The following is a 22964-nucleotide window of genomic DNA, read 5'->3' on the forward strand; positions in this document are numbered from 1 at the left end:
TGCTCTGTGGTGCTGTGGAGCGGTTGTGGATTACTTCTTCTCGACCGCGTGGCCGCCGAACTGGTTGCGCAGCGCCGCGATCATCTTCATCTGCGGGGAGTCGTCCTGGCGGGACGCGAAGCGGGCGAACAGCGAGGCGGTGATCGCCGGCAGCGGCACCGCGTTGTCGATCGCCGCCTCGACGGTCCAGCGGCCCTCGCCCGAGTCCTGGGCGAAGCCCTTGAGCTGGTCGAGGTGCTCGTCCTCGTCCAGCGCGTTCACGGCGAGGTCCAGCAGCCAGGAGCGGATGACCGTGCCCTCCTGCCAGGAGCGGAAGACCTCGCGGACGTCGGTGACCGAGTCCACCTTCTCCAGCAGCTCCCAGCCCTCGGCGTAGGCCTGCATCATGGCGTACTCGATGCCGTTGTGGACCATCTTCGCGAAGTGGCCCGCGCCGACCTTGCCCGCGTGCACGGCGCCGAAGTCACCCTCGGGCTTGAGGGCGTCGAAGACCGGCTGGACCGCGGCGACGTGCTTCTCGTCGCCGCCGTACATCAGCGCGTAGCCGTTCTCCAGGCCCCAGACGCCGCCGGAGACGCCGCAGTCGACGAAGCCGATGCCCTTGGCCTTCAGCTCCTCGGCGTGCTTCTCGTCGTCCGTCCAGCGGGAGTTGCCGCCGTCGACGACGATGTCGCCGGGGGAGAGCAGCTCCGCCAGCTCGTCCACGGTGGACTGCGTCGCGGCGCCGGCCGGGACCATGACCCACACCACGCGGGGGGCCTGGAGGCTGTCCACAAGCTCCCGGAGGCTGTGGACATCGGCGAGGTCCGGGTTGCGGTCGTATCCGATGACGGTGTGGCCGGCGCGGCGGATGCGCTCGCGCATGTTGCCGCCCATCTTGCCGAGACCGACGAGACCGAGCTCCATCAGGTGGGTTCCTTAAGCGTTGGGGCCGTCTGTATCGGGGCTCCCCGGGGACCGGTGGTTTCCGGCCGTTTTCTCCTGGGTCGCCCGCCGGGTCCGAGCCTACGCCGGGCCGTGGCGGGAGGCCGCTCCGCATGGCGCCGGGCCCGGTCCTCGCTGGTGCGGGACCGGGCCCGGTGCCGGCGTACGGGAGCGGGGTCAGCCGGAGAGGCGCACCGGCATGATCAGGTACTTGTAGGCCTCGTCCGCCTCGGCGTCCACCGCCGGGCGGCCGCTGAGCAGGGCGGGCTTCGTCGAGGTGGTGAAGCTGAGCTGGGCCGCCGGGGAGTCGATGGCGCTCAGGCCGTCGAGCAGGAAGGTCGGGTTGAAGGCGATCGAGATGTCGTCACCCTCCAGCGTCGCGTCGACGCGCTCCACAGCCTGTGCATCGTCGCTGGATCCGGCCTCCAGGATGAGCACGCCCTGCTCGAAGCTGAGGCGGACGGGCGTGTTGCGCTCGGCGACCAGGGCCACGCGCTTGACGGCCTCGACGAACGGGGCCGTCTCGATCACGGCGACCGAGTTGAACTCCGTCGGGAAGAGCGTGCGGTACTTCGGCAGGTCGCCTTCGAGCAGGCGGGTGGTGGTGCGGCGGCCCGCGCCCTCGAAGCCGATGAGGCCCTCGCCCTGGCCGGAGCTGGAGAGCGCCAGGGTGACCGTGTCACCGCTGGTCAGGGACTTGGCGGTGTCGAGGAGGGTCTTGGCGGGCACCAGGGCCACGGCCGAGGCGTCCGGGTTCTCCGGCTTCCACAGGAACTCGCGGACCGCGAAGCGGTAGCGGTCGGTGGAGGCCAGGGTGACGCGGTCGCCCTCGATCTCGATGCGGACACCGGTCAGCACGGGCAGGGTGTCGTCGCGGCCGGCGGCGATGGCCACCTGGGCGGCGGCGGAGGCGAAGACCTCACCGGGGACGGTGCCGGTGGCGGTGGGCATCTGCGGCAGGGCCGGGTACTCCTCCACAGGAAGGGTGTGGAGTGTGAATCGCGAGGAGCCGCAGACCACGGTCGCCCGTACACCGTCTGTGGAAATCTCCACCGGGCGGTTGGGGAGGGCGCGGCAGATGTCGGCGAGGAGCCGGCCGGAGACGAGGACGGTGCCGTCCTCCTCCACGTCCGCCTCGACGGAGACGCGGGCCGAGACCTCGTAGTCGAAGCCGGAGAGGGACAGGGTCCCGTCCTCGGCCTTGAGCAGCAGGCCCGCGAGCACGGGCACGGGCGGCCGGGCCGGGAGGCTGCGGGCAGCCCAGGCCACCGCCTCCGCGAGTACGTCGCGCTCCACCCGGATCTTCACCGGAACCGCCTCCTGCTGTTGCTCGCTCGTCTGCCGGCCTTCGTCGTCGGTCGTCGATGCCTCGACCGATGCCGGGGACCAGTCTGACGTACGGCGCCGACAGTCGTTGCGGCTGGCGGTCAAGTCGGGAGCGCGGCGGCGGGACGGCCGTCCGGCGAGTTGTGCACAGGACCTGCTTGAAAACCGAATCCACGCTAACTGTCTATGGGGGTAGTAGTAGGGCCTGTGGAAACGGTGGAAAAGCTCGTTGCCGCAGGTCAGCCCCTGTTTTTTATCCCCACACCCTGTGGGTGGCACCGGTGGACAACACGGTGTCTCTGTGGAGAAAGGAAAGTTCTGCACAGGTCGTCCCCAGGGGACCCTCACTACTCCACAGCTGTGTCCCCAGTTTTTCCCCAGAAGTCCACAGCCCAAACGTCGACATCCGTGTGACGGCTTTCACTCTTGACGGTGACGGGAGGGGTCCGGTTGCCGAACAGTGGACAACCGTGTGGAGAACCCTCGGGAACCTGTGCACAGGATGCAGGAACCTGTGAGTCGGCGGTGGACAGAGGAGTGGACGAGCCTGTGGATGATTTTTCTGTCCACAGCCTGTGGATGGGGCTTGCGCACAATTCCACAGCTGCCTGACCTGGGCTGATGATCCCTCAACCGGTACCCCTGTGGACAGATTGTGGGCGGGGATGGCTGTCCTCAGGCTGTGGACGGAAGAAAGTTGTGGAATCTGTGGACAACTGCCGCTCCCGGGGGCGTATTCGAACAGAGCAGGGGCGCACGAACGACGAAGGGCGCCCCCGGCTGGATCCGGGAGCGCCCTGTGGCGGGGTTTGAGAGGCCCCTGACGCGCCGGCCGGGGGCCGTCGTCAGCCGTTCTTGATGCGGTTGGTGAGCTCCGTGACCTGGTTGTAGATGGAGCGGCGTTCCGCCATCAGGGCGCGGATCTTGCGGTCCGCGTGCATGACGGTGGTGTGGTCACGCCCGCCGAACTGGGCCCCGATCTTCGGCAGGGACAGGTCGGTGAGCTCGCGGCACAGGTACATGGCGATCTGCCGCGCCGTCACCAGCACCCGGCTGCGCGAGGATCCGCACAGGTCGTCCACGGTGAGCCCGAAGTAGTCCGCGGTGGCCGCCATGATGTCGGCGGCCGTGATCTCGGGCGCGCTGTCCTCGCCGCCGGGGATCAGGTTCTTGAGGACGTCCTCCGTCAGGCCCAGGTCCACCGGCTGCCGGTTGAGGCTCGCGAACGCTGTGACCCGGATCAGCGCACCCTCCAGCTCGCGGATGTTGCGCGAGATGCGGGAGGCGATGAACTCCAGCACCTCCGGCGGGGCGTTGAGCTGCTCCTGGACGGCCTTCTTGCGCAGGATCGCGATGCGCGTCTCCAGCTCGGGCGGCTGGACGTCGGTGATCAGGCCCCACTCGAAGCGGTTGCGGAGCCGGTCCTCCAGGGTGACGAGCTGCTTGGGCGGCCGGTCGGAGGACAGCACGATCTGCTTGTTGGCGTTGTGGAGCGTGTTGAAGGTGTGGAAGAACTCCTCCTGCGTCGACTCCTTGCTCGCGAGGAACTGGATGTCGTCGACGAGGAGGATGTCCATCTCGCGGTAGCGCTTGCGGAACGCGTCGCCCTTGCCGTCGCGGATGGAGTTGATGAACTCGTTGGTGAACTCCTCCGAGCTCACGTACCGCACCCGGGTGCCGGGGTAGAGGCTCCGCGCGTAGTGCCCGATGGCGTGCAGCAGGTGCGTCTTGCCCAGGCCCGACTCCCCGTAGATGAAGAGCGGGTTGTACGCCTTCGCCGGCGCCTCGGCGACGGCCACCGCGGCGGCGTGCGCGAAGCGGTTGGAGGCGCCGATGACGAAGGTGTCGAACAGGTACTTCGGGTTCAGCCGGGCGGTCGGCTCCAGCGGGCCCGAGGTGGAACCGCCGGACGGGGCCGACGGCGGCGGCGCGGGCGTCGGCCGGCCGGGCGCCGGCCGGGGGGCGGGCTGCTCGTACTGCTGCTGTTCGTAGGACTGCTGCTCGTACTTCTGGGGCTCGTACTTCTGCGGCTCGTACGGCTGGGATTCGTACTTCTGCTGCTCGTACTTCTGCTGCTCGTAGCCGCCCTGGTCGTAGCCGCCGGGCTCGGACTGCTGGAGGTAGCCGGGCTGCGGGGAGGCGTACGGGTCGCGCTCGGGGAAGCGCTGCTGCTGCCAGCCGTAGTCGTCCTGGCCGCCGCGGGGCCAGGCGCCGGGCTCGGGGCGCTGCTGCTGGTACTCCGGGTACGCGGGACGCGCGGTGGGGAGCTGCTCCTCGCCGGGGCCGGCGCCGGGGCGGGGACCGCCGTACGGCTCGTAGGCCTCACGGGAGGGGGAGGCGGGCGGGGCGGGCGGTGCGGGCTCGCCGGCGGAGTCGTCCACGGTGATGGCGATCCGGATCGGGCGGCCGCACTCGCGGCTGAGGGCGTCGCTGATCAGCGGGGCGAGACGGCCCTCCAGGACCCGCTTGCCCCATTCGTTGGGGACGGCGAGCAGGGCGGTGTCGGCGACGAGGGCCAGCGGCTGGCAGCGTTCCACCCACTGCTTGTCCTTCGGCTCGATCCCCTGCTGACCCTCCCCGAGCAGCTTCTCGAGCACGCGTGGCCACACTGCGGCAAGATCGGCAGGTACGTCAGCCACAGAGCACGCTCTCTCACAGGTCCCTCGTCCCACGAATGTGTGGTTCTTTGGGACGGTCGGGACAAAAAACAGGGATCAGACAACGGTAGTCAGCCCGGTGGCTGCGGTTCAAGTCGTTGTCCACAGCCTGTGCACAGTGTGGGGCAGAGGCGCTCGGTTTGACCGGATGGCGTAGCCCCGCGTACCGTAGCGAGGTCGAGTTGTCGATGGCTGCTGCCGCCTGCCTACCGATGGGCGAAGATCACTAATCGTGATCATTTAGCGGTGTCCACTCGGGCGAACACGCGAGTTCCTCGTGGGCGCACGGTGACAGCCAGGCGATGTACCGCCACAACGATTCATTCTCTGGAGCCCCCGAGTGAGCAAGCGCACCTTCCAGCCGAACAACCGCCGTCGTGCCAAGACCCACGGCTTCCGCCTGCGTATGCGTACCCGTGCCGGCCGCGCCATCCTGGCGAACCGCCGCAGCAAGGGCCGCTCCGCCCTCTCCGCGTAACCACGCGCAGGTCGTGACGTCGTGCTGTCTCCCGAAAATCGGCTGAGGCGGCGCGAGGACTTCGCGAGCGCGGTACGTCGAGGCCGTCGGGCTGGTCGCCCGCTCCTCGTCGTCCACCTACGTACCAGCGGTGCCACGGACCCGCACGAGCCGGGGGAGACTGATCCCTCGCCGCGTGCGGGTTTCGTCGTCAGCAAGGCCGTCGGCATTGCGGTCGTCCGTAACCGGGTGAAGCGCCGTCTGCGCCACCTCGTCCGCGACCGGCTGGCCCAGCTGCCCGCCGGTAGCCTGGTGGTGGTGCGGGCTTTGCCCGGAGCGGGTGACGCCGGCGTCGACGAGCTGGCCCGTGACCTGGATGCCGCCCTGGCGCGGCTGCTGGGAGGCGTGGCTCGATGAAGTACCCGCTGCTCGCTTTGATCAAGCTGTACCAGTGGACGATCAGTCCGCTGCTCGGGCCGGTGTGCCGCTATTACCCCTCGTGCTCGCACTACGGGTTCACGGCCATCGACCGGCATGGTGCGGTGAAGGGGACGCTCCTGACCGCCTGGCGGATCCTGCGGTGCAACCCGTGGTCCCCGGGCGGTGTGGACCACGTCCCACCCCGTAAACGCCCGCGTTGGCACGAGCAGCTGCGCAGTGCGTTGCGTAGATCTCGCAATGCTCAAGGAGCCTGATTAGTGGACACGATTGCCAGTCTGTTCAGCTTTATCACCACACCCGTGTCGTGGGTCATCGTCCAGTTCCACAAGCTGTACGGGGCGATCTTCGGCGCGGACAGTGGATGGGCCTGGGGTCTGTCCATCGTGTCCCTGGTGGTCCTGATCCGTATCTGCCTGATCCCGCTCTTCGTCAAGCAGATCAAGGCCACGCGCGGCATGCAGGCGCTCCAGCCGAAGATGAAGGCGATCCAGGAGCGCTACAAGAACGACAAGCAGCGTCAGTCCGAAGAGATGATGAAGCTGTACAAGGAGACGGGTACCAACCCGCTCTCCTCGTGCCTTCCCATCCTGGCGCAGTCCCCGTTCTTCTTCGCGCTGTACCACGTGCTCTCGGCCATCGCCAGCGGCAAGACCATCGGCGTGATCAACCAGTCGCTGCTGGAGAGCGCCCGTCAGGCGCACATCTTCGGCGCCCCGCTGGCCGCCAAGTTCATGGACAGCAGCGAGAAGGTCGCGAGCCTCAACGCCTCGATCACCGACGTGCGCATCGTCACCGCCGTCATGATCGTCCTGATGTCGCTGTCGCAGTTCTACACCCAGCGTCAGCTGATGCAGAAGAACGTCGACCTCTCGGTCAAGACGCCGTTCATGCAGCAGCAGAAGATGCTGATGTACATCTTCCCGCTGATCTTCGCCTTCATGGGCATCAACTTCCCCGTCGGTGTCCTCGTCTACTGGCTGACCACCAACGTGTGGACCATGGGCCAGCAGATGTACGTGATCAACCAGAACCCGACCCCGGGCAGCAAGGCGCAGGACCAGTACCTGACCCGCCTCCTGAAGCACGTCTCCACCCACGGCAACGTCAAGGGCCGGGGCAAGAAGAAGATCGTCGCGGCCATCGTCGCCAAGGGTCCGGACCGCAACGACAACGAGCGCAAGTTCATCACCGCGCTGTCGAAGCAGGGCATGGCCGCGCAGGCGGACGGCTCCGTGATCAGGAGTTCTGAGGCCACCGCGGATTCGGACGCGGCGAGCGGTGGTGTCGCGACGAAGCGGCAGCAGCCCAAGCGCCAGCCGAAGTCGAAGCGTCAGACGCCCCCCAGCAAGCCCTCCAAGAAGTAGAAGGAGTCCCTCCCGTGACGGAAGGCACCACCACCGCCGCCGCTGAGAGTGGCGACACCCTCACCCGCCTTGAGCAGGAGGGCGAGATCGCGGCCGACTACCTTGAGGGGCTGCTGGACATCGCCGACCTGGACGGCGACATCGACATGGACGTCGAGGCCGACCGTGCCTCGGTGTCGATCGTCAGCGACTCGGGCAGCCGCGACCTGCAGAAGCTCGTGGGCCGCGACGGTGAGGTCCTGGAGGCCCTCCAGGAGCTGACCCGCCTCGCGGTGCACCGGGAGACCGGGGACCGCAGCCGGCTGATGCTGGACATCGCGGGCTTCCGGGCGAAGAAGCGCGCGGAGCTGGCCGCCCTGGGCGCCCAGGCCGCGGCGGACGTGAAGGCCTCGGGCGAGCCGCTGAAGCTCGCTCCGATGACCCCGTTCGAGCGCAAGGTCGTCCACGACGCGGTGGCGGCCGCCGGCCTCAAGAGCGAGTCCGAGGGCGAGGAGCCGCAGCGCTTCGTCGTTGTGCTTCCGGCCTGACCGGAATGATGTGAGTCGGCCCCGCCTGTGTCGCAGGCGGGGCCGATGTTTGTAAGCCTGGCAGTTGAACGACCGCGGTTTTGGCGTGAGCGGTTCTGTACGGAAGGACGGTCCCCGTGACGGAGGCAGCAGAGCTTCCCCCGGCGCCTGAAGAGGCGCGCGCGGTGTTCGGTGAGTTTTTCCCGGAAGCTGTGCGGTATGCGGAGATGCTCGCGGATGCGGGTGTCAAACGCGGCCTCATCGGGCCCCGTGAGGTCCCCCGGCTGTGGGAGCGGCACCTGCTGAACTGCGCGGTGCTCTCCGAGGTGGTGCCCGCCGGCGTCACCGTGTGCGACGTGGGCTCGGGTGCCGGCCTGCCCGGTATCCCGCTCGCCCTGGTCCGGCGGGACCTGAAGATCACGCTGCTGGAGCCCCTGCTGCGCCGGACGACCTTCCTCCAGGAAGTCGTCGAGCTGCTGGGGCTGGACCACGTCACCGTGGTGCGCGGGCGGGCTGAGGAAGTGCTCGGCAAGGTCCAGCCGGTGCACGTGGTCACGGCGCGCGCGGTGGCCCCCCTGGACCGGCTGGCGGGCTGGGGCGTGCCGCTGCTGCGTCCCTACGGCGAGATGCTGGCCCTCAAGGGCGACACGGCCGAGGAGGAGCTGGTCTCGGCGAAGGTCGCCCTCAGCAAGCTCGGTGTGGTGAAGACCTCAGTGCTCCAGGTCGGCGAGGGCGTGGTCGACCCCCTGTCCACGGTGGTCCGTGTGGAGGTCGGGGAGAGCCCCGGCGGGGTGCGCTTCGCGGCCAAGCGGGCGAAGGCGGCCCGGGTCGGGCGGACCCGGCGACGCCGCTGACATCTGCGGAGAAGGCGCGATGCGGGGCGGTTTAACCCCTATAGGTATGGATTTCGGAGTGTCGTAGCGGGCTGAAGACTCCGTCCCGGCATCGTGTTTCACGTGAAACGTCGCTCTCTGCTGCACGGAATCATCAGCCGCGGCCGGGTTGCCGCCGCCCCCCGTCCCCGCCAGGAGGCGGGGGTGACGGAGTTGTCCACAGCGGTGGATTCATCCACAGGAGCACGGGCCCCGCTGGTTCACGACCCCGGTGGCATGGCAGGCTCTGTTCATCGCGAGCCCGCTGCCGAGGAGAGTGACACCGTGCGGTCCGACGCCAACCTCGCGGGGCCGATGGCCGATCCGGTCCCCGGTCCCCGCTCTGAACCAGCAGAGACATCGTCGCCCCTTGTGGACAACGAGGACGTTGAGAACATCGAGGACACCCCGATCGGCCGGGCCGCCCAGCTGGCGGTCGAGGCCATCGGGCGTTCCGGCGTCCCTCTGCCCCGGCCCGCACAGACCCGGATCATGGTGGTCGCCAACCAGAAGGGCGGCGTGGGCAAGACCACGACGACCGTGAACCTGGCGGCCTCCCTGGCCCAGCACGGTGCGCGGGTCCTCGTGATCGACCTCGACCCCCAGGGCAACGCCTCCACGGCGCTGGGGATCGACCACCACGCGGACGTGCCCTCCATCTACGACGTGCTCGTCGACAGCCGGCCGCTGCTGGAGGTCGTCCAGCCGGTGGTGGACGTGGAAGGCCTCTTCTGCGCCCCGGCCACCATCGACCTCGCGGGTGCCGAGATCGAGCTGGTCTCCCTGGTGGCCCGCGAGAGCCGGCTCCAGCGCGCGATCCAGGCGTACGAGCAGCCGCTCGACTACATCCTGATCGACTGCCCCCCCTCCCTGGGCCTGCTGACCGTGAACGCCCTGGTGGCGGGCGCGGAAGTACTGATCCCGATCCAGTGCGAGTACTACGCGCTGGAGGGACTGGGCCAGCTCCTGCGGAACGTCGAGCTGGTGCGGGCCCACCTGAACCCGACCCTGCACGTGTCCACGATCCTGCTGACCATGTACGACGGCAGGACCCGGCTGGCCTCGCAGGTGGCGGAGGAGGTGCGCACCCACTTCGGCAAGGAGGTGCTGCGCACGAGCATCCCGCGGTCGGTACGCATTTCGGAGGCCCCGAGCTACGGGCAGACGGTCCTCACGTACGACCCGGGTTCCAGCGGTGCCCTCTCCTACATGGAGGCGGCGCGTGAGATCGCGCTCCGCGGAGCCGGCATCCATTACGACGCCCAGAGCGCCCACACGGGCGCGGGCATGAACAGCACGCAGAGTATGGCGGAGGGGATCCAGTGAGCGAGCGACGTAGGGGTCTGGGGCGGGGGCTCGGCGCGCTGATCCCGGCCGCTCCCCAGGAGAAGACGCCGGTGGTGGGCGGCGGATCGACGTCCCCGTCGGCGGTGCCGGTACTGACGTCGGAGCGGGGCATCGCCGCGGCGAAGCTCGCCGCGCTGTCCCAGGCAGGGGCACCCCCAGCGGTGGCCGGCGATGTTTCACGTGAAACATCGATGCCCGCGGAGCCGGTGGCGGCGCAGCCGGAGGCGGCGGAGACGGCCGGGGCGACCTTCGCGGAGCTTCCGCTGGACGCCATCACGCCCAACCCGCGCCAGCCGCGCGAGGTGTTCGACGAGGACGCCCTCGCGGAGCTGGTGACCTCGATCCAGGCGGTGGGTCTGCTCCAGCCGGTGGTCGTCCGGGAGGCGGGGTCCGCCGGCCGGTATGAACTGATCATGGGTGAGCGGCGCTGGCGCGCCTGCCGCGAGGCCGGGCTGGAGCGCATCCCCGCGATCATCCGGGCGACGGACGACGAGAAGCTCCTTCTCGACGCCCTCCTGGAGAACCTGCACCGGGCGCAGCTGAATCCGCTGGAGGAGGCGGCCGCGTACGACCAGCTCCTCCGGGAGTTCAACTGCACCCACGACCAGCTGGCGGACCGGATCGGGCGCTCGCGTCCGCAGGTCTCGAACACCCTGCGGCTGCTGAGGCTCTCGCCCGCGGTACAGCGCCGGGTGGCCGCCGGGGTGCTGTCGGCGGGCCACGCGCGGGCCCTGCTGTCGGTGGAGGACTCCGAGGAGCAGGACCGTCTGGCGCACCGGATCGTGGCCGAGGGTCTCTCGGTGCGCGCGGTCGAGGAGATCGTGACCCTGATGGGCTCGGAGCCGTCGAGCACCGTGAAGCCCAAGGGCCCGCGGGCCGGGGGCCGGGTGTCGCCGGCGCTCAGCGAGCTGGCGACGCGCCTGTCGGACCGGTTCGAGACGCGGGTGAAGGTGGATCTGGGCCAGAAGAAGGGCAAGATCACCGTCGAGTTCGCCTCGATGGAGGACCTGGAGCGGATCCTGGGGACCCTGGCGCCGGGCGAGGGCCGGGTGCTGGAGCAGGGCCTCTCCGGGGAGTAGCCCTTCTGCTCATGTTTTCTCACTGCCCCCTGTTTCTCGAGATGTCCACCCTCGAAGAAGCAGGGGGTAGTGGTTACGATGCCGTCATGGGTCGTCGGCTCGTACCGCTCACGCTGGACAACCTCCAGGACCTGCCCAGGCGTTGCCGGAGCTGCGTGTTCTGGGAGCTGGATCCCGTCACCGGCGATGCCGCCGTGAAGGCGGGCACCGCGGAGCTGGAGAAGGAGGCCTGGATCTCCTCCGTCCTCCTCGACTGGGGCTCCTGCGGCCGGGTGGTCTACGTGGACGAGGTCCCGGTGGGGTTCGTCCTCTACGCCCCGCCCGCCTATGTACCGCGCGCCGCCTCCTTCCCGACGAGCCCCGTCTCCCCGGACGCGGTCCAGCTGATCACGGCCTGGATCATGCCGGGCTATCAGGGGCAGGGCCTTGGGCGGGTGATGGTCCAGACGGTGGCCAAGGACCTGCTGCGGAGGGGCTTCAAGGCGATCGAGGCCTTCGGGGACGCCCGCTGGGAGAGGCCCGCCTGCCTGCTGCCGGCCGACCACCTGCTGTCGGTGGGCTTCAAGACCGTACGGCCCCATCCGGCCCATCCGCGCCTGCGGCTGGAGTTGCGCACGACGCTGTCGTGGAAGGAAGACGTGGAGCTGGCCCTGGACCGTCTGCTGGGCGGGGCGAGGGCACGGAAGGAACCGGCGCTGCGGCCGCTGTGAGGCTCACCGGATACGTGAAACGGGGCCGCTCCCTCAGGGAGCGGCCCCGTTTCTCCCCCAGCTACCGCTGGGGGGACCCCCAGTGAAACATCGACGATCAGGCGGTCTTGGCCACGATGAACTCGTCGAGGTCCCGCAGGATGGCGGCCTTCGGCTTGGCGCCGACGATGGTCTTGGCGACCTCGCCGCCCCGGTAGACGTTCAGCGTCGGGATGGACATGACGCCGTACTTGGCGGCCGTGCCAGGGTTCTGGTCGATGTTGAGCTTGACGATCTCGATCTGGTCGCCGTACTCGGCAGCGATCGCCTCCAGCGAGGGGGCGATCTGGCGGCACGGACCGCACCACTCGGCCCAGAAGTCCACGAGCACGGGCTTGTCGCTGCGCAGAACCTCGGTGTCGAAGTCGGCGTCAGTCACGTTCTTGAGGGTGCCGGCCACAGCGGCCTCCTTCTTTCCTGCGGGGTGGGGTGTAGGGGGTGGAGCTGGATCAGACGGTCGCGGCGGCGGGCTCGACGTCCGAGAGGGCCGCCAGGAAGCGCTCCGCGTCGAGGGCGGCGGAGCAGCCGGTGCCGGCGGCGGTGATCGCCTGACGGTAGGTGTGGTCCACGACGTCGCCGGCGCCGAAGACGCCGGTGACGTTGGTGCGGGTCGAGGGCGCGTCGACCTTCAGGTAGCCCTCGTCGTCCAGGTCGAGCTGGCCGGTGAACAGCTCGGTGCGCGGGTCGTGTCCGACGGCGATGAACAGGCCGGTCACGGGCAGCTCGGAGGTCTCACCGGTCTTGGTGTTGCGCAGGGTCAGGCCGGAGAGCTTCTGCTCACCGTGGATCTCGGCGACCTCGCTGTCCCAGGCGAAGCTGATCTTCGGGTCGGCGAAGGCGCGGTCCTGCATGGCCTTGGACGCGCGCAGGCTGTCACGGCGGTGGATGATCGTGACGGACTTGGCGAACCGGGAGAGGAAGGTCGCCTCCTCCATCGCGGTGTCGCCGCCGCCGACCACGGCGATGTCCTGGTCCTTGAAGAAGAACCCGTCGCAGGTCGCGCACCAGGAGACGCCGCGGCCCGACAGCGCGTCCTCGTTCGGCAGACCGAGCTTGCGGTGCTGGGAACCGGTCGTGACGATGACGGCCTTGGCGCGGTAGACCGTGCCGGCGGTGTCGGTGACCGTCTTGATCTCACCGGTGAGGTCCACGGAGACGATGTCGTCCGCGACGAGCTCGGCGCCGAAGCGCTCGGCCTGCGCACGCATGTTGTCCATGAGGTCCGGACCCATGATTCCGTCGCGGAAGCCCGGGAAGTTCTCGACCTCGGTGGTGTTCATCAGCGCGCCGCCGGCGGTCACGGCGCCCTCGAAGACCAGGGGGTTGAGCGAAGCGCGTGCGGTGTACAGGGCGGCCGTGTAACCGGCCGGCCCGGAGCCGATGATGATCACGTTTCGTACGTCGCTCACGGGTTCTTTCCTCGTCTCTGCGGACTTCGTGCTGCCTACCGGGGGCCGGTGCGGACTCTCACCCCACCCAACGGATCCTACGGCGCGCGCATTCCCCGGCCGTCACCCTCTGCCTCCGAAAGCGCGGGGCGCCGCCCGCCGATCCCTTCAGCCGCGCGGATACGTCCGGGTGAAAAGCGGCTTTTCGGGGGTCGCGGAGGGGTCCTCCACGCAGCCGGCGGGCACGAGGTAGGCGTCCACCAGGGCGGGGTCCTCCCCGTGGGGCAGGACGACGAGGTAGACGGGCGTGCCCTGGTAGCGGCCCGGTTCGGCGGCGAGGGCCGTCTCGGTGCGGCCGGTGGCCCGCTGCACGCAGGGGGGCACCGGGGCCGGGGCGGGTTCCGGGGAGCCCAGCCGCTCGGAGGGTGCCAGGCCGGGAGAGGCGTTCTCCAGCTCCATGGTCCGGTTCGAGTCGCCGGGAGCCGTCTTGGGCGTGTTCGCGGCCGGGCCGGCGGCCAGGAGCCGGTGGACGTTCTGCTGGAGTCCCTGGGCGGTGTACTCGCCGGGTGCGGCCGAGCCGGCGGCCCGGGTGGTGTTGTTGTCCGTGGCCGTGGAGTGGGGGCCGGAGCTGCCGAGCCCGTTGAAGAGGAGGACGCCGAGGACGCAGGCGGCCGCCCCGGCCAGACCGGTGAGGACGGCGATCCTCCGGCGGGCACGACGACGGCCGGGGCCCGTTGAGCCGGACGGGTGACCGGCCGGCCGACGGGCGTCGGTGCGGTCCGGAACCGCTCCTGCCCCGGCGTCGCCGTCGGCGCGCGGCCCGGGAGCGGAGAGGGCCTCGGTCCGTGAGGCGGTGGAGTCGAGGAGGGCCTCGGCGGCGAGGGCCGCGTCGATGCGCCCGGCGATGTCGGAGGGCATCCGCGGCGGTCCGGGAAGGGTGCCCAGCAGGGAGCGGATCTCCTCCAGGGAGGCGAGGACGTCGGCGCACAGGGCGCAGTCCCCGAGGTGGCGGCGGATCTCGGCGGTGCGGGAGGGGGAGAGGAGACCTTCGGTCAGGTCGGAGATCTCCGAGACCTCCGGGTGCCGGATCGTGCCGGCGGTGCCGGTTGTCGGGGTCACGGTCGTCCACCTCCGCCCTTCACAGGGTCTGGGTTCGGTTCTGGCTGCCTGGGGTCTGCCGCAGATGGGACGGGTGCCCCCGGCGTCCGGTTCCTTGCCCGCTCGGTGGTGGTGTTATCCCCGGCATTGGTGCGCAGATGAGTGAGGAGCGGGAGCAGTTTCGCCCGGCCGCGGGCGCACCGGCTCTTCACGGTCCCGACGGGTACGCCGAGGGCGGCGGCGGCCTCCGCGACGGGGTATCCCTGCATGTCGACGAGGACGAGGGCGGCCCGCTGGTCGGCGGGCAGGGTGGCGAGGGCGGCCAGCAGCTGGCGGTGGAGGTCCTGGCGTTCCGCGGGGGCCTCGGCGGACTCGTGGGGCTCCAGGAGGCGCTCCAGGCGGTCCGTGTCGTCCAGGGGGGCGGTCCGGCGGGAGGCGGCCTTGCGGGCCCGGTCCAGGCAGGCGTTGACCGTGATCCGGTGGAGCCAGGTGGTCACCGCGGAGTCCCCGCGGAAGGTGTGGGCGGCCCGGTAGGCGGAGACCAGGGCGTCCTGGACGGCGTCGGCGGCCTCCTCCCGGTCACCGAGGGTCCGCAGCGCGACGGCCCACAGCCGGTCACGGTGCCGCCGCACCAGCTCCCCGAAGGCCTCGGGATCCCCGGCGACGTGCAGGGCCAGGAGTTCCTGGTCGCTGCGGTCGCAGGCTCTGGCTTCGTCCAACGGTCGGCCCCTCCCCTGCCGTGCGTCAGCCCTTGAACTTCACGTCCGTGATGCCCTGCTTGTAGCCGGTGCCGCTGTAGTTGTCGGGGCCCGAATGCGGCATGGCGGTGATCCATACGAGGACGTACCGCGTCTTGACCGGCTTCTCCACCGTCAGCTGGACGTTGTTGTCCTTGGTGGTCGTGCCCGCGATCTTCCTCTTCGGGTCGACGGCGTTCGCGGGGCTCAGCGAATCGGCCGCGTACAGCGTCAGGGTGGTGTGGTCCCCGCCGTACCTCAGCGCTATCGAAGCGACGCTGACCTCGTGCTCGGAGCCGAGGTCGTAGACGATGCCGAGACCGGGCTTGATGACGACCTGGGGGCCGTCGTCGAAGCTCTTGGTGCGCCAGTAGCTGGACGAATCCCCGTCGTAGGTCTTGGAGACGTCCCCGGCGTTCTGCGGGACACCGTCCGGGGCGTACTCCTTCGCGCCCTTGATGGAGAGGGCGGTGGGCTCCTTCTTCGCCGGGGCGGGGCCCTGCTGCTGGGGCTGGGGGGTCTCGCTGGTGTTCTGCTTGCCGTGGTCCAGGAGGGCGTCGGCCAGCTGCCAGCTGCCCAGGCCCAGGGCGGCGATCAGGAGGGCGGCGACGCCCCACTTCAGGGCACGGCCCGTCCGGCTCTGCAGCGGGGGCGGCGGGGGCACGGGTGCGGCGATCTTCGTCGTCGGCATGCCGACGGGAGCCGGACGGCCGTAGCTGCCCTGCTGGTAGGTGGTGTGCTGGTACTCCGGCGGCGCGGTGAAGGCGGGCTCCGGCGGCCGGATGCGGGGCATCGCGGCGACGGCCTTGGCCAGCTCCTCCGGGGTGGTGCAGGCGGGTTCCTGACGGGAGGCGGTGGCCCCGTCGTTGGCCAGGGCGCGCATGGCGAGCTCGCCGAGGCCCCGGTGGACGCCGGCGCGGACCTGGTCGGGGGCGAGCAGACCGACGCCCTTGGGCAGGCCGCGCAGGCCGTAGGCGTCGTTCTCGTACGGCCAGCGCTGGGTGAGGGAGGCGTACAGCAGCGCGCCGATGGCCTCCGTGTCCGCCCGCTGCGGGGTGTCGCTGGTGATGCCGCGCAGCGCGGCGTTCACGGCGAGGCCACGGATGCGGTACTGGCCCGTGGAGGTCCGCAGTATCGCGCTGGGGGTCAGGCGGAGGTGGGCCAGGCCCTCGCGGTGGGCGGCGGCCATGGCCTGGGAGACCTGGCTGACCAGCTGGTAGGCCTCGTGGGGTTCCAGCGTGGCGTCGGCGAGGACCGCGGTGAGCTCGGTGGCGTCGGGCAGCCACTCGTGGACGACGTAGACGAGGTCGTTCTCCTCGACGGCGTCGAGGACCTGGACGAACCGGGGGTCGCCGAGCAGCGCGGAGGAGCGCGCCGCGGCCAGGACGGAACGGGCCCGCGGGTGGTCGGCGGGCAGCAGGTGGACCCCGACGGCGCGGCGCAGTTTCTCGTCCATCGCGCGCCAGCTGCTGAATCCGTCCAGACGGGTGACGCATTCCTCCAGGCGGTAGCGGCGCGCGAGCTTGTGGCCGCTGTGGAGTTCCGGTGCGGCTGCGGGTGCCGCGACTCTGCGTTCGCCGTCCTTATCGGGCATGGGCTCGTCCGCGGCTCGTCCGTTCTGGGTGTCCACCCCGTCGGCCGTGGCCTTGGCCGCATCTGCGGCCAGCGGCTCGTCGCCGCTGTTGTCGGCCACGTCGACGGCAGCCGTGCTACGTTCCGCCACCGTCGTCCCTGCCTCCCCATCCGTTACGCGCTGTAGGCCAGTCTGCGAAGCCATGCCAATTGTGCCCACAGTCCGGCGCTATGCACGACACACGATGGGGGCCGACGGTTGTGCGCATCAGCGTCCCAGTCGGCCGCGGACCATTCCGACCATGGAGTTGAGCTCTTCGATCCGCATGCGCTTGGCCGCGAGGAGGAACACCGCGCCCAGGGCGATGCCTCCGGCGAGCAGGGCGGCGAGGGAACCGAGGGCTCCGCTGCCCAGGACCTTGGTGACCCCGTAGGCGGCGGCGCCCCCCACCGCGGCGGCCGGGACGCACGCGCCGATCAGGCGGGTGTAGGTGCGCATCACGTGGGCGCCGTCGAGGTCCCCGCCGAGACGGGCCTTGAGGCGGCGCCAGGCCACGCCGACACCGACCACGTAACCGAGGCCGTACGCGGCGGCCATGCCGACCACGGCCCAGCGCGCGGGCAGCACGAAGTAGGCGAGGGCGGAGACGCCGGCGTTGACCGCCGCGACGATGACGGTGTTGTAGAAGGGGGTCCGGGTGTCCTCGTAGGCGTAGAAGCCGCGCAGGACGACGTACTGGACGGAGTAGGGGATCAGGCCGAGGCCGAACGCCATCAGGACGTAGCCGATGTTCACGGCGTCCTTGCCGGCGCTGGCGTAGAGCAGGGTGGCCATCGGGACGCCGAGCGCGAGGAACGCGAAGGCGCAGGGCACGATGGCGACGGCCGAGGTGCGCAGGCCGTAGGAGATGTCGTCGCGGACCGCGGCGGCGTCGCCGTCGTGGGCGGAGCGGGAGATGCGCGGCAGGACGGCCGTCATGACGGAGACGGTGATGATGGCCTGCGGCATCTGCCAGAGCAGCAGGGCGTAGTTGTAGGCGGTGATACCGGTACCGCCGTGGCCCAGCTTCTCGGCGGCCGTGCCGGCCGCGGTGGCGAGCTGGGTGACGACGACGAGGCCGATCTGGTTGGCGAGGACGAAGAAGAACGTCCACTTGGCCAGGCCGGCCGCCTTGCCGAGGCCGTGGCCCTTCCAGTCGAAGCGCAGGCGCGGCTTGAAGCCGGCGTCGCGCAGGTAGGGCAGCATCGCGAGGGACTGGACGGCGAGGCCGAGCAGGGTTCCGATGCCCAGGAGGCGGACGCCCTCGGGGGTGATGGTCGCCTCCGAGACCCCGGAGGCGGTGAACCCGCCGAAGGCCCAGATGAAGGCGCCGAACGTGGTGATGACGACGATGTTGTTGAGGACCGGGGTCCACATCATCGCGCCGAACCGGCCCCGGGCGTTGAGGATCTGACCGAGCACCACGTGGACGCCCATGAAGAACATCGTGGGCAGGCAGTAGTGGGCGAAGGCCACGGCGACGTCGAGGCGCTTCGGGTCGCCGGCGATCGTCGGCGACATCATGCGGATGAACAGCGGGGCCGCGAGCACACAGACGGTGGTGACCGCGCCGAGCAGCGTGATGACGAGGGTGAGCAGGCGGTTGGCGTAGGCCTCGCCGCCGTCGTCGTCGTTCTTCATGGCCCGGACGAGCTGCGGGATGAAGACGGCGTTGAGGGCGCCGCCGCCGACGAGGACGTAGATCATCGTCGGCAGGGTGTTGGCGACCTGGTAGGAGTCGTTGAGGGTGGCGACGCCGATGGCGCCGGCGATCACGAGGGTGCGGGCGAAGCCGGTGATGCGGGAGACGATCGTGCCGGCCGCCATCAGGGCGCTCGACTTGAGCAGGCTCGCGGCCTTGCCGGCCGGCTTGCTCGGCGCCGGGGCCGCGACGGGGGCCTCCTCGGCGGGGGCGCCGGGGGCCGCCTGCTGGTCCCGGTAGAGGTGCGTGAAGGCGTCGGGCTCCGGCTGCTCGTCCGAGGCGCTGGTCACCAGCGAGTCCACGCCGACGAACTGCGTCGTCGCCGCGTGGTCGCCGTAGGGCAGGTGGCGGGACGGGCCGTCCGGCTCGGGCGGCGGGGTCTGGGCCCACACGCGCGGGTCGGGGCCGTGCGAGGGCGCCTGGGGGGCGCCGTAGAGCGGACCGGGCTCCTGGTAGGTGCCGGGCGGCGGCGGGGGGTGCGAGGCGCGGTCGTAGAGGACCTCGGCGACGGGGTCCTGGGCCGACAGGTCCTGCGACCGGTACGGGTCGCGGTCGTAGGCGTCATGGACGTACGGGTCGTGGTCCGGCGCGGGCGCGGGCGGCGGAACCTGCCCGGGCACCGGAGTGCCGGGGGCAGTGCCCTGGGAGGGCCCAGGCCCACCAGCGCCCTGCGCGCGGTCACCGTCGTACGGCGCGTTCATCGCAACCCCACCTCATCGTCCCCAGGCCGAACGGCCACGGCATCGCTCAACGGTCCACTGTCTCACCCGTTCCGGACCCCTCTGTGCTTTGCGGTCCGGTGTCCGTGGTCCCGTCACTCGGCTGCGTGCTCTCCTCGGCGGCCGCCCGGGCGGCGACGCGCTTGCGGCTGGCGTACATCTTGATGCCCGCCAGGACCAGGAGGAGCACACCGCCGGCGATGACGAGCATGACGGTGGGGGTGATCTCGGTGGCCTCGACGGTGAACTTGCGTTCCTTGCCGTACGGCACGCCGTCCTTGGTGAACAGGCGTGCGGTGACCTCGACCGGACCACTCGCGGTGGCGTTGGCGGTGAACTTTACCGTCTGGCTGTGGCCGCCCTGAACGGTGACTTCCTGTTCCGATTCGCCGCTGTTGCCGAACATCAGGCGGGTCGGGTTGGCGGACTTCACCCTCAGTACCAGGTTGTGCACGTCCTGGACGAGGCTGTTCTGGACGCTGACCGGGATCGTCGCGCTATGTCCGGACAAGGTGGCGTCGGACTTGGGGATGACCTTGACCTTGTCGGTCAGCCCGATCAGGTAGGCCTGGACCTCGTCCCGGTAGCGGTCGGCCTCCTCGGGGCGGCCGCGCCAGGAGGTGGACATCTCCCGGTTGGTGGTGTTCCCGAAGGGGATCTCGACCCGGTCCGGTGCCGTGAGGATGACCTTGAAGTGGTCGAGGGTGTTCTGGGTGGTGCGGATCTTCTCGAACGCCGACACCGGGAGCTCCTGCTTGCTCAGGGCCTCCGGGTACTGGCCCGCGCCCGGGACCTGGGTCGCGGCGCCGGGGTCGGGCTTCGCGGCGGCCGCCGCCTCCAGGTCGGAGGGCTGGCTCCAGCGCGCGGCCTGGAGCCCCCGCAGGGCGGTGGCCATCGATTCCGCCTGGCTGGTGGAGGGCCGGCGCTGGGGCGCCACCACGTAGCTGCGCGGCTCGTCGCCGTTCTGCAGGTTCAGCGCGAGGCTGTGGGCGAGGAACCGCTGCACGGCGAGCGTGGAGTTCCCGGCGCTGGCCATGTCGCCCTCGAAGGCGGTGGACAGGTCGGCGTCCGCGACCACGGCGGTGGTGCCCGCGCCGATGGGACGGGCGGCGCTCGGCGTGTAGCCGAGGGCGCCGGTCTCCTGGAGGCTGTCGCTGCGGGTCAGTACGTTGTGGGCGCCGGCCGAGGTGGCGACGTTCACGATCGACGGGTCGATGGCGCCGTCCACCGGCCAGGAGAAGTCGGCGGACGGGGTGACGTGCAGCACCGTCTCGACGGCCTGCTTGGCCTTGTCGGTGGCGGGCCTCAGCTGGCCCAGGGTGCCGGAGACGTCCTTGCCGTGGTGGGCGAGGGAGGCGATGTCGGGGTCCGCGAACGGGAGGGCGACGACCTTCTTGCCCTGGACGGCGCTCTCCAGCGAGCTCAGCCACTGCTCGGCGACGGCCCTGTTCCGGCCCTGGACGGGCTTGCCGTCCGGGTCGGCGCTGCGCACCCGGTAGCCCTTGGTCATCGCGTCGACGGTGGCGAGCAGGTCGGGGTCGATGACCCAGGTGACGGGCAGGTCCTTGCCGAGCGAGACCATCCGCTCCAGGCGGCCGCCCGGTCGCAGCTCCTCCGCGAGGGAGTCGTCCATGAAGACCGGGGTCTGGACCTCGTCGGATCCGGTCTCGGCGGTGACGCGGGTGGTGGAGATCAGCGGCCAGACGTAGGTGAGGGAGGACCGCTTGCCCGCAGGGTCCGGCTGCCAGGGGAGGAAGGTCCGCTGGATGCCGAGCACCTGCTCCGACGGGCGGCTGTCGGTCGTACCGGACACGGAGACGCCCAGCTGGTAGACGCCGTCGGCGCCCAGTTCGAGCTTGTTGACCGGCACCTTGATCGTGAAGGGCTGGCCGACCTTCGAGGGCAGGGAATCGATCTTCACGGCGAAGGCCGAGTCGATCTCCCCCGGGTCCGCCCCCGGCCGGAAGCCCTTGCGGTCCGCCACCTCGTCGATGGCCGACCGGTCCCCCACCATGGGGCCGACCCGCAGCCCGACGTGGGCTCCCTTGATCGTCTCGCGGCCGTTGTTGACCACGGTCCCCTGGATGGTCAGCGTGTCGCTCTTGACCGGAGCGCTGGGCGACACCTCGGACAGCTGGACGTCCACGGAGGACTCCGCGGCCTGGGCCACGGGGGCGGGGGCGTAGATCAGGGCGGCCAGCGCCGGCGTCCCGCTCAGCAGGACGACCGCCCGCCGCAGCCATCGGCGCCGGGCAGGGGCGGTGGTCGCCCCCTGGATTTCTGCCGCCTCGGCCACGCGCTCACCAGTCCCTCGAAGTGTCAGTGGTCGTCGGTTCTGCGTCCACGCATGGTAACGAGGCGCGCTGTGCGCGAGTGCCGCGCCTTGCTCCACAAGATCCGTTCCGGATCGGTTCCGGTTCCCGGGTCCCGGCCGGTGTTCCCCGGGCGAAACCGGGCGGCCCCGACCGGGCGGGGCACGTACCCTTTTCTGTTGTGCCGAACGCCAATGAAGACAACCCCAGTGCCCTGAGTCAGGTGCAGCGCCGCGCGGTCAGTGAACTGCTGCGGGTCGCTCCTGTCGCCGACGAGCTCGGCCGCCGGTTCCAGGAGGCGGGCTTCCGCCTCGCCCTGGTCGGCGGGTCCGTCCGCGACGCGCTGCTCGGGCGTCTCGGCAACGACCTCGACTTCACCACGGACGCGCGTCCCCAGGACGTTCTGAAGATCATGCGGCCGTGGGCCGACTCGGTCTGGGACGTCGGCATCGCCTTCGGCACCGTCGGTGCACAGCGGGAGGCCCGCGTCGGAGACGCCGTTCGAAACTTCCAGATCGAGGTGACCACGTACCGCTCCGAGGCGTACGACCGCACCTCGCGCAAGCCCGAGGTCTCCTACGGCGACTCGATCGAGGAAGACCTCGTCCGCCGCGACTTCACGGTCAACGCCATGGCCCTGGCCCTGCCGGAGCAGGAGTTCGTCGACCCCCACGGCGGTCTGGAGGACCTGGCCGCCGGCGTGCTGCGGACACCCGGCACCCCGGAGGATTCCTTCTCCGACGATCCGCTGCGCATGCTGCGCGCGGCGCGGTTCGCCGCGCAGCTGGACTTCGAGGTCGCCCCCGAGGTGGTCGCCGCCATGAAGGCGATGGCCGACCGGATCGAGATCGTCTCGGCGGAGCGGGTGCAGGCCGAGCTGAACAAGCTGCTGCTCTCCTCCCACCCGCGCAAGGGGCTGGCGCTCCTGGTGGACACCGGCCTCGCGGACCGGGTGCTGCCGGAGCTGCCCGCGCTGCGGCTGGAGAGTGACGAGCACCACCGGCACAAGGACGTCTACGACCACTCGCTGATCGTCCTGGAGCAGGCGATCGCGCTGGAGGAGGACGGCCCGGACCTGGTGCTGCGGCTCGCGGCCCTGCTGCACGACATCGGCAAGCCGCGTACGCGCCGCTTCGAGAGCGACGGCCGGGTCTCCTTCCACCACCACGAGGTGGTGGGCGCGAAGATGACCAAGAAGCGCATGACGGCGCTGAAGTACTCCAACGAGATGATCAAGGACGTGTCCCGGCTGGTGGAGCTGCACCTGCGCTTCCACGGCTACGGGGACGGGGAGTGGACCGACTCGGCGGTGCGCCGCTACGTCCGCGACGCCGGCCCGCTCCTGGAGCGGCTGCACAAGCTGACCCGGTCGGACTGCACCACCCGCAACAAGCGCAAGGCCAGTGCGCTCTCCCGCACCTATGACGGACTGGAGGAGCGGATCGCGCAGCTCAAGGAGCAGGAGGAGCTGGACGCGATCCGCCCCGACCTGAACGGCAACGAGATCCAGCAGATCCTGGAGATCGGCCCGGGCCCGGCGGTGGGCAAGGCCTACGCCTTCCTGCTGGACCTGAGGCTGGAGAACGGCCCGATGGGGCACGATGCGGCGGTGGCGGCCCTCAAGCAGTGGTGGGCGGAGCAGGCTCCCCAGGGCTGAGGGGGAGTGCAGGTGTC

General features: G+C 70.3%; 19 protein-coding genes and 1 pseudogene. 10 read left to right on the plus strand and 10 right to left on the minus strand.

What is annotated here, in order from left to right:
- Nucleotides 1-30: 30 nt before the first annotated feature.
- From gnd to dnaA, 3 genes are all read right to left on the minus strand, one after another.
- Nucleotides 31-906, minus strand: coding sequence for a phosphogluconate dehydrogenase (NAD(+)-dependent, decarboxylating) (gene gnd / locus AB0F18_RS00070; protein WP_362052689.1), 876 nt, complete (start codon nucleotides 904-906; stop codon nucleotides 31-33).
- Nucleotides 907-1101: 195 nt separating this feature from the next.
- Nucleotides 1102-2232 carry a DNA polymerase III subunit beta gene (dnaN, locus tag AB0F18_RS00075; protein ID WP_079428605.1) on the minus strand — a complete coding sequence of 377 codons (1131 nt, stop codon included), beginning with the start codon at nucleotides 2230-2232 and terminating at the stop codon, nucleotides 1102-1104.
- 863 nt (nucleotides 2233-3095) lie between these two features.
- Nucleotides 3096-4889: a chromosomal replication initiator protein DnaA gene (gene dnaA / locus AB0F18_RS00080; RefSeq protein ID WP_362052693.1), complete on the minus strand. Its 1794-nt coding sequence runs from the start codon at nucleotides 4887-4889 to the stop codon at nucleotides 3096-3098.
- 358 nt (nucleotides 4890-5247) lie between these two features.
- Here dnaA and rpmH point away from each other — a divergent pair, with 358 nt between their 5' ends.
- The 9 genes and pseudogenes from rpmH to AB0F18_RS00125 all read left to right on the plus strand — a co-directional run bounded on the left by rpmH (nucleotide 5248) and on the right by AB0F18_RS00125 (nucleotide 11683).
- Nucleotides 5248-5385, plus strand: a complete 138-nt coding sequence (rpmH, locus tag AB0F18_RS00085) for a 50S ribosomal protein L34 (protein ID WP_007265229.1) — start codon at nucleotides 5248-5250, stop codon at nucleotides 5383-5385.
- Between the two features lie 21 nt (nucleotides 5386-5406).
- Nucleotides 5407-5781 carry a ribonuclease P protein component gene (gene rnpA / locus AB0F18_RS00090; RefSeq protein WP_362052696.1) on the plus strand — a complete coding sequence of 125 codons (375 nt, stop codon included), beginning with the start codon at nucleotides 5407-5409 and terminating at the stop codon, nucleotides 5779-5781.
- Nucleotides 5778-6032, plus strand: a pseudogene (yidD, locus tag AB0F18_RS00095) (membrane protein insertion efficiency factor YidD); the annotation flags it as partial. The gene rnpA and the pseudogene yidD, both read left to right, overlap by 4 nt.
- Nucleotides 6033-6062: 30 nt before the next feature.
- Nucleotides 6063-7169, plus strand: a complete 1107-nt coding sequence (yidC, locus tag AB0F18_RS00100; protein WP_362052699.1) for a membrane protein insertase YidC — start codon at nucleotides 6063-6065, stop codon at nucleotides 7167-7169.
- 14 nt (nucleotides 7170-7183) lie between these two features.
- Nucleotides 7184-7696, plus strand: a complete 513-nt coding sequence (locus tag AB0F18_RS00105; RefSeq protein ID WP_362052702.1) for a R3H domain-containing nucleic acid-binding protein — start codon at nucleotides 7184-7186, stop codon at nucleotides 7694-7696.
- A 116-nt stretch (nucleotides 7697-7812) separates the two neighbouring features.
- Nucleotides 7813-8529 (plus strand): 16S rRNA (guanine(527)-N(7))-methyltransferase RsmG, encoded by a 717-nt coding sequence (rsmG, locus tag AB0F18_RS00110; protein ID WP_362052705.1) that lies wholly within the window; start codon nucleotides 7813-7815, stop codon nucleotides 8527-8529.
- Between the two features lie 255 nt (nucleotides 8530-8784).
- Entirely contained in the window at nucleotides 8785-9873 is a 1089-nt protein-coding gene (locus tag AB0F18_RS00115; protein WP_362052708.1) for a ParA family protein, read from the plus strand.
- Nucleotides 9870-10973: a ParB/RepB/Spo0J family partition protein gene (locus AB0F18_RS00120; protein ID WP_362052711.1), complete on the plus strand. Its 1104-nt coding sequence runs from the start codon at nucleotides 9870-9872 to the stop codon at nucleotides 10971-10973. Before AB0F18_RS00115 ends, AB0F18_RS00120 begins: the two co-directional genes overlap by 4 nt.
- Nucleotides 10974-11059: 86 nt before the next feature.
- Entirely contained in the window at nucleotides 11060-11683 is a 624-nt protein-coding gene (locus tag AB0F18_RS00125; protein WP_362052714.1) for a GNAT family N-acetyltransferase, read from the plus strand.
- A 97-nt stretch (nucleotides 11684-11780) separates the two neighbouring features.
- Here AB0F18_RS00125 and trxA read toward each other — a convergent pair whose 3' ends face one another.
- The 7 genes from trxA to AB0F18_RS00160 form a co-directional block, all read right to left on the minus strand.
- Nucleotides 11781-12122, minus strand: a complete 342-nt coding sequence (trxA, locus tag AB0F18_RS00130) for a thioredoxin (protein ID WP_362052717.1) — start codon at nucleotides 12120-12122, stop codon at nucleotides 11781-11783.
- Nucleotides 12123-12171: 49 nt separating this feature from the next.
- On the minus strand, nucleotides 12172-13131 hold the full coding sequence (trxB, locus tag AB0F18_RS00135) for a thioredoxin-disulfide reductase (RefSeq protein WP_362052720.1): 960 nt from the start codon (nucleotides 13129-13131) through the stop codon (nucleotides 12172-12174).
- Nucleotides 13132-13278: 147 nt separating this feature from the next.
- Nucleotides 13279-14229, minus strand: coding sequence for a hypothetical protein (locus tag AB0F18_RS00140; protein ID WP_362052723.1), 951 nt, complete (start codon nucleotides 14227-14229; stop codon nucleotides 13279-13281).
- On the minus strand, nucleotides 14226-14927 hold the full coding sequence (sigM, locus tag AB0F18_RS00145) for an RNA polymerase sigma factor SigM (RefSeq protein WP_362052725.1): 702 nt from the start codon (nucleotides 14925-14927) through the stop codon (nucleotides 14226-14228). Before sigM ends, AB0F18_RS00140 begins: the two co-directional genes overlap by 4 nt.
- Nucleotides 14928-14952: 25 nt before the next feature.
- A complete protein-coding gene (locus AB0F18_RS00150) occupies nucleotides 14953-16668 on the minus strand; it encodes a protein kinase family protein (RefSeq protein WP_362052728.1) in 1716 nt (571 codons plus the stop codon).
- Nucleotides 16669-16785: 117 nt separating this feature from the next.
- Nucleotides 16786-18960: a murein biosynthesis integral membrane protein MurJ gene (gene murJ / locus AB0F18_RS00155; protein WP_362052731.1), complete on the minus strand. Its 2175-nt coding sequence runs from the start codon at nucleotides 18958-18960 to the stop codon at nucleotides 16786-16788.
- A gap of 46 nt (nucleotides 18961-19006) precedes the next feature.
- Complete coding sequence (locus AB0F18_RS00160; RefSeq protein ID WP_362052734.1) at nucleotides 19007-21274, minus strand: DUF6049 family protein; 2268 nt, start codon at nucleotides 21272-21274, stop codon at nucleotides 19007-19009.
- Between the two features lie 197 nt (nucleotides 21275-21471).
- Here AB0F18_RS00160 and AB0F18_RS00165 point away from each other — a divergent pair, with 197 nt between their 5' ends.
- Nucleotides 21472-22947 (plus strand): CCA tRNA nucleotidyltransferase, encoded by a 1476-nt coding sequence (locus AB0F18_RS00165; protein WP_362052737.1) that lies wholly within the window; start codon nucleotides 21472-21474, stop codon nucleotides 22945-22947.
- The last annotated feature ends 17 nt before the right edge of the window (nucleotides 22948-22964 follow it).

Origin of the sequence: Streptomyces sp. NPDC029216, assembly GCF_040648015.1 — a bacterium.
Taxonomy (GTDB): Bacteria; Actinomycetota; Actinomycetes; order Streptomycetales; family Streptomycetaceae; genus Streptomyces.